At 66.5% G+C, this 6,654-nt stretch carries 4 protein-coding genes; 2 read left to right on the plus strand and 2 right to left on the minus strand.

Going from position 1 to position 6,654, the window contains the following annotated elements; genetic code table 11:
* Positions 1 to 238: 238 nt before the first annotated feature.
* Together RDM88_RS10875 and RDM88_RS10880 are read right to left on the minus strand one after the other, a co-directional pair.
* The gene (locus RDM88_RS10875) at positions 239 to 1,582 is read right to left on the minus strand and encodes an MATE family efflux transporter (RefSeq protein ID WP_308754862.1); all 1,344 of its coding nucleotides are present in this window, start codon (positions 1,580 to 1,582) and stop codon (positions 239 to 241) included.
* A 342-nt stretch (positions 1,583 to 1,924) separates the two neighbouring features.
* Positions 1,925 to 2,383, minus strand: coding sequence for an Lrp/AsnC family transcriptional regulator (locus RDM88_RS10880; protein ID WP_101550169.1), 459 nt, complete (start codon positions 2,381 to 2,383; stop codon positions 1,925 to 1,927).
* Positions 2,384 to 2,553: 170 nt separating this feature from the next.
* Here RDM88_RS10880 and RDM88_RS10885 point away from each other — a divergent pair, with 170 nt between their 5' ends.
* The gene (locus RDM88_RS10885; RefSeq protein WP_374045459.1) at positions 2,554 to 3,897 is read left to right on the plus strand and encodes an MATE family efflux transporter; all 1,344 of its coding nucleotides are present in this window, start codon (positions 2,554 to 2,556) and stop codon (positions 3,895 to 3,897) included.
* Positions 3,898 to 4,056: 159 nt separating this feature from the next.
* A partial coding sequence (locus RDM88_RS10890; protein WP_308754864.1) for a TetM/TetW/TetO/TetS family tetracycline resistance ribosomal protection protein occupies positions 4,057 to 6,654 on the plus strand: 2,598 nt, incomplete at its 3' end.

Raw genomic sequence — 6,654 nt, forward strand, 5'->3', positions numbered from 1 at the left:
CTGAAGACCCGCAAGCTCGGCACCTACATCATCGCGGAGAAGCCGATCACGGCCGATGAGGAAGCGGTCGAGGCTCCCGAAGAGGCGGAAATCCCCGCGGAGGACGCCGGGGAAGCGCCCGCCGAGGAGCCCGTAGCTCCCGTCAAGGCGATCCTCCCCTCCTTCGCAAAATAATCCGGTCAGACGGCGCCAAAGGGCCCGCAGGCGGTTGCCTGCGGGCCCTTTCCGTGTCCGCCGTTCAGGAGACGAGCCGTTTGCGTTTCCAGCGGCCGGAACGGAAATAGACGATCCCGAACACGAAGGGAAGCAGTGGGGAGAGACATTCGCCCCAGCAGAGTCCGGCGAAGCCGAGCCCCAGCGGGACGCTGAGCAGCCAGCTCAGCGCCAGGCGCATCACAACGGAATGGAGCATCGCGTTGAGCATGGCGAAGAGGGAGTCGCCCGCGCCGGTCGCGAAGGAATCGAAGGTGTACATGACCGCGTAGACGAGGCTGTTGAAGGAGCAGCAGACGCGCAGGTAGAAGACGCCCTCCCGCACGACCTCCGGGTCGGTGTTGAAGAATCCGATGATCTGCGCGGTGAAAAGCTGCACCGCGAGGATGCTTGCCGCCGTGACGAGCAGGGCGAGGCGCAATCCGCTTCTGGCGGTCTGCGCCGCACGGCCGGTATCTCCCGCGCCGAGGTTCTGCCCGGCCATTGTGGTGACCGCCTGGCCGACCGCCCAGCAGGGCATGGCGGCGAAGGAGTTGACCTTGAGGCCCACCCCCGCCGCGGCTGCCACCGCCACGCCGTATCCGTTGAGCATGCCGGTGACGAGCAGGTAGGAGAGGTTGAGCACGGCCATCTGCACGGCGGCGGGAAAGCCGATGCGCAGGATGGCGCAGCAGGTCTTGGGGGCGGTGCGGAAATAGGCGGGGGAGAAGACGAGGGGGAGCCCCCGCCGCCGCAGGACGACTACGGCGGTCAAGAAGGAGACGCCCTGCGACGCGGCCGTCGCGATAGCCGCGCCCTGCGTTCCGAGCCCGAGCGGGCCGACGAGCAGCAGGTCGAGCAGGATGTTGACTACGGTGGCGACCGCCACGAAGAAGAGAGGGCTTTTGGAGTCGCCCAGTCCGCGCAGCACCGAACAGACCGCGTTGTAGCCAAAGACAAAGACGGTGCCGAGGCAGATGACCCGCATGTAGCGGAGCGCGTGGGGAAGCGCCTCGGCGGGCAGGTTCATGAGCGTAAAGACGGGGCGGTAGGCGAGCAGGCCCGCGGCGGTGACAAGCAGCGCGGCCAGCGCGGAAACAGAGAAGAGCGCGCCGGTCGTTTCCCGCTGGCCACGCGCGTCGCGCGCGCCCTTATACTGCGCGATGAGCACCGCGCCGCCCGTGGTGACGCCGGTGCAGACCGATTGTATGATAAAGCTGAGCATGGCGGCGCTGCTGACCGCGGCAAGTCCTGCGCTCCCGACGAACCGGCCGACCACGGCCATGTCCACGATGCTGTAGAGGGATTGCAGCAGGTTTGCTAGAAAAAGGGGCGCCGCGAAGGAGAGAAGCTGTTTCGGCACGCTGCCAACAGTGAGATCGCGTTCCATAGTAAAATTCCCCGTTTCGATAAAATAAAAAGGGAGGCGGGGGCACGGCCCCCGCCTCCTATGCGCATACCGCGCGGAAGACGCAAAAAGCCGCGGACGAAACATCGTCCGCGGCAAAATCGATCCGCATCATCCGGCGGGCACGCAGAACCGGACGGGTCCGTCCAAACGGGCCCGCCGGAGAGCTGTCTATCCGCCGATGAAATCGTAAAGCTCCGCACAATGTTTCATCGTTTCCAATTGTCCGGAGCGGCTTATAATACAGAGCTTCATGAGAAAGCGCCCTTTCTGTTTTCTGGGTCCATTATAGGCGGCGAAAGCCCGCCTGTCAAGAAGATATGGTCAGAGCCGCAGGCCCTTGACGTCCTTTTTGCGGGAGAGGATGATGTTGCAGCTGAGCTTCACGACGCCGGGCAGGCGGTAGAGGAACTCCTGCAAAAAACGCTCCATCTCCTCGCTGCTGGCGGCGACGGCGTGGACGTGCAGCTTGCTGCTGCCCGACACGAAGTAGATCTGCGTGACGGTGTCGCAGCGGTCGAGCGCCTCCGCAACCGGCTGGAGCTGCGCGGGCTCGGTCTCGATCTCGAAGTAGGCGGAGACGGCACTGCCGATCTTCTGCGGGTTGATGATCGTCGTGTAGCCCTCGATGACGCCGCGCTTTTCCAGCGCGTCGATGCGGGCCCGCACCGCCACGCGGGAGACGCCCACCGCCTCGCCGATGTCGGAATAGGACATCCGCGCGTTTTCGGTGAGCAGGGCGACGATTTTGCGGTCGAGCTCGTCCAGTCCTTTGAGATACATCCCGGCCAACCCCCTTTTTGTTATTCTACCGCATTTCCCGGCGGAAAACAAGGCGAAACTTTCTTTTCGCAGGATTGACATTTCCGGAAGTGCATGATAAACTGGCGGTGGTTACATATCGTAATAATAATATTACATAGCGGAAGAAGGGAAAGCGCTTGGCAGGGGATATGACGGAGGGCGGAACGACCGGCGCGATCGTGCGGTTTTCGCTGCCCATGATGGGCGGCGCGCTGCTCCAGCAGCTCTATAACGTCGTCGACACGCTGATCGTCTCCCACTTCATCGGCGCGGGGGCGCTGGCGGCGGTCGGCTCCTCCTATACGCTGATGGTCTTTCTCACCTCGGTGGTGCTCGGGCTCTGCATGGGGAGCGGCGTCATCTTCTCGATCTTTTTCGGCGCGCGGGAGCCCGAGGCCCTTCGGCGCGGCCTCTTCAACGCCTTCCTCTTCATCGCGGCGGTCTCCTTCGTAATCTTCCTGCTCGCGGCGGGCAGCCTCGACCGCATCCTGACGCTGCTGCACATCCCCGCGGACATCCGGGCGGACACCCGCGATTACCTGCGGATCATCTTCTGGGGGATCGGCTTTACCTTCCTCTACAACTTCTTCGCCGCCGCGCTGCGCAGCATCGGCAATTCCTCCGTCCCGCTCGCCGCGCTCGCCGTGGCGGCGGCCGCGAACGTGGCGCTCGACCTGCTCTTCGTGCTGCCGCTCGGCATGGGGGTCGCCGGGGCCGCGCTGGCCACCGTGCTTGCGCAGGCGCTCTCCGCGCTGATCGTGACCGTCTACAGCCTGCTACGCGTGCCCGCCTTCCGGCTGGAGCGCGCCGACCTCCGGGTCGACGGGCGGCTGATGGTCCGCATCATGAAATGCTCGGTCCTCTCGAGCATCCAGCAGTCGGTCATGAATTTCGGCATCCTGATGATCCAGGGGCTGGTCAACAGCTTCGGCGTGGCGGTGATGGCCGCCTTTGCCGCCGGGGTCAAGATCGATTCCTTCGCCTACCTGCCGGTGCAGGAGTTCGGCAACGCCTTTTCGACCTTTGTGGCGCAGAACTACGGCGCGGGCAGGAGGGAACGAATCCGCGCCGGGCTGCGCGCGTCGGTCGTGGGGGCCGCCGCCTTCTGCCTTGCGGTTTCCGCGCTGGTGGCGGTCTTCGCCCGCCCGCTCATGGAGATCTTCGTGCCGGCGGGGGAAACGGAAATCCTCGCGGTCGGGGTCCAGTACCTGCGCATCGAGGGAAGCTGCTACGTCGGGATCGGGCTGCTCTTCCTGCTCTACGGGCTCTACCGGGGCCTTGAGCGGGCGCAGATGTCCATCCTGCTGACCGTCGTGTCTCTCGGCGTGCGCGTGGCGCTGGCCTATGCGCTCGCGCCCATCCCGCGGATCGGCCTGCGGGGCATCTGGTGGGCGATCCCCATCGGGTGGCTGCTGGCGGACCTGGCCGGCTTCCTCTGGTACGGCATGCGGCGGGAGCGTCTGCTTTCCCCGGCGGAGCGTCCGGGACGATAGAAGCGGTAATCCCCCGGCCTTTGCCGGGGGATTTTCTGCGCTGCGGAGTCCGCGCGCGGAAAAATCCCGCGCCGGCTTGCATCGCGGCGCATTTCCGGTATACTAGATAGCGGGACCTGAGGCGTCCCGCCAAGAGAACAAAGCGATTGGAACGATGAGATGAAACGGCTGATAATCGGGATTCTGGCGCACGTGGACGCGGGCAAGACGACCCTTTCGGAGGGGATGCTTTACCGTGCGGGGGAGACCCGCCGGCTTGGACGGGTGGACCACGGGGACGCCTTTCTGGACACCTACGCGCTCGAACGGGAGCGGGGCATCACGATTTTTTCCAAGCAGGCGCTGCTGCACCTGGACGGGGCGGAGATCACCCTGCTGGACACTCCGGGGCATGTGGATTTTTCCACCGAGATGGAGCGCACGCTGCAGGCGCTGGACTACGCGGTCCTCGTCGTCAGCGGCACCGACGGGGTGCAGAGCCATACCGAGACGCTTTGGCGGCTGCTGGAACGCCGCCGGATCCCGGTCTTCCTCTTTGTGAATAAGCTCGACCTGCCGGGAGCGGACCGCGAGGCGCTTCTGGCGGAGCTGCAGACGCGGCTGGACGGGGGATGCGCCGACTTTGGCGGGGACCGTCCGCGCGGCGCGCTGGAGGAGTCCCTCGCCCTCTGCTCCGAGGAACTGATGGAGCGGTATCTCGAGGCGGGAACGCTCGGGGAGGCGGATATCGCGGAGGCCGTCGCGCGGCGGCGGGTGTTCCCCTGCTTTTTCGGTTCGGCGCTCAAACTCGAAGGGGTGGACGAATTCCTCGCGGGGCTGGCGCGCTACACCCGGGAGCCGCCGCGCCGGGAGACGTTCGGCGCGAAGGTCTGGAAGGTCGGCTGGGATGAGCAGGGCGTCCGGCTTACCCACCTGAAAATCACCGGCGGGAGCCTCCGGGTCAAGGCGGCGGTTTCCGGCGGCCGGGAGGGGGAGCCGTGGGAGGAGAAGGTCAACCAGCTCCGCGTCTACACGGGGACGAAGTTCCGGACGGTGGAGGAGGCGCTCCCCGGCATGGTGTGCGCCGCCGCGGGACTCACCCGCACCCATCCCGGGGAGGGACTCGGCGCGGAGCCGGACTCCGAGCTCCCGGCGCTGCGGCCGGTGCTCGGCTACCGGGTGGAGCTGCCGCAGGGAGTCGACGCGCACACCGCGCTCACCCGCTTCCGGCAGCTCGAGGAGGAGGACCCGCAGCTGCATGTCGTGTGGAACGAGGCGCTTCAGGAACTTCACGTGCAGCTCATGGGCGAGGTGCAGCTTGAAGTGCTGGGCCGGCTCGTCCGGGAACGGTTCGGGATGGAGGTCGGCTTCGGGCAGGGCAGCATCCTCTACCGGGAGACGATCGCCGCGCCGGTGGAGGGGGTCGGGCACTACGAGCCGCTCCGCCACTACGCGGAGGTGCACCTGCTGCTCGAGCCGGGGGAGCGGGGCAGCGGACTGCGGTTTGCCTCCGCCTGCCGCGAGGACGACCTCGACCGCAGCTGGCAGCGGCTCATCCTGACCCATCTGGAGGAAAAGACCCATCTGGGCGTGCTGACCGGCTCGCCCGTCACCGATATGAAGATCACGCTGGCGGCGGGGCGCGCCCACCAGAAGCACACCGAGGGGGGCGATTTCCGCCAGGCGACCTACCGCGCGGTGCGGCAGGGCCTGCGGCGGGCCGAAAGCGTCCTGCTCGAGCCGTGGTACGACTTCCGGCTGGAACTGCCGTCCGAGACGGTGGGCCGGGCGATGTCCGATTTGCAGCGGATGGGAGGCAGCTTCGCACCGCCCGAGACGGAGGGGGAACGGTCGGTTCTGACCGGAAGTGCGCCGGTGTCCGAAATGCGGGGCTACCAGATGGAGGTCACCGGGTACACGCGCGGCAGGGGTCGACTCTCCTGCGCCCTTCGGGGCTACGAGCCCTGCCACAACGCCGAAGAGGTGATCGCCGCCATCGGCTATGACTGCGACGCGGATTTGGAAAACACGGCGGATTCGGTCTTCTGCGCCCACGGGGCGGGCTTCCTCGTCAAATGGGACGAGGTGCCGGCGCACATGCACCTCGAAAGCGTCCTCGACGCGCCGGAGGAACCCGCCGGCGTCCCCGGGGAGCAGCGCACTGCTGAGCGGCGGGCGGCCGATTACTGCGCGATGCTGGCCGAGGACCGGGAGCTGCTGGAAATCTTCGAGCGCACCTACGGCCCCATCCGCCGGGACCCGCGCAGGGCGTTCCGCCCGGTCAGGGAGGCGTCCCCCCGGCGGTCTCCCTCCAAGCCCCCCAAGGGACTCGATGGACCGGAATACCTGCTGGTGGACGGCTACAACATCATCTTCGCGTGGGACGATCTGTACGCGCTCGCGCAGGAGAACCTGGACGCGGCGCGCGGGCGGCTGGTCGATCTGCTCTGCAACTACCGGGGCTTCCGTCAGTGCGAGGTGATCGTGGTGTTCGACGCCTACCGGGTGAAGGGAAACCCGGGGGAGGTCGAGCGGGTGCACAACATCAGCGTGGTGTACACGAAGGAGGCCGAGACGGCGGACATGTATATCGAGAAGGTCACCCGCGAGCTCGGCAAGCGCCACCGGGTGCGGGTGGCGACCTCTGACGCGCTCGAACAGCTCATCATCCTCGGACACGGCGCGCTGCGGATTTCCGCCGACGCCTTCCGTGAGGAGGTGGCGCAGGTGGAACGGTCCATCCGCGAATACCTTGAATCGGGCGGCCCCGCCGCCCGG

It is taken from the genome of uncultured Anaerotruncus sp., from assembly GCF_902490045.1.
GTDB lineage: Bacteria > Bacillota > Clostridia > Oscillospirales > Ruminococcaceae > Anaerotruncus.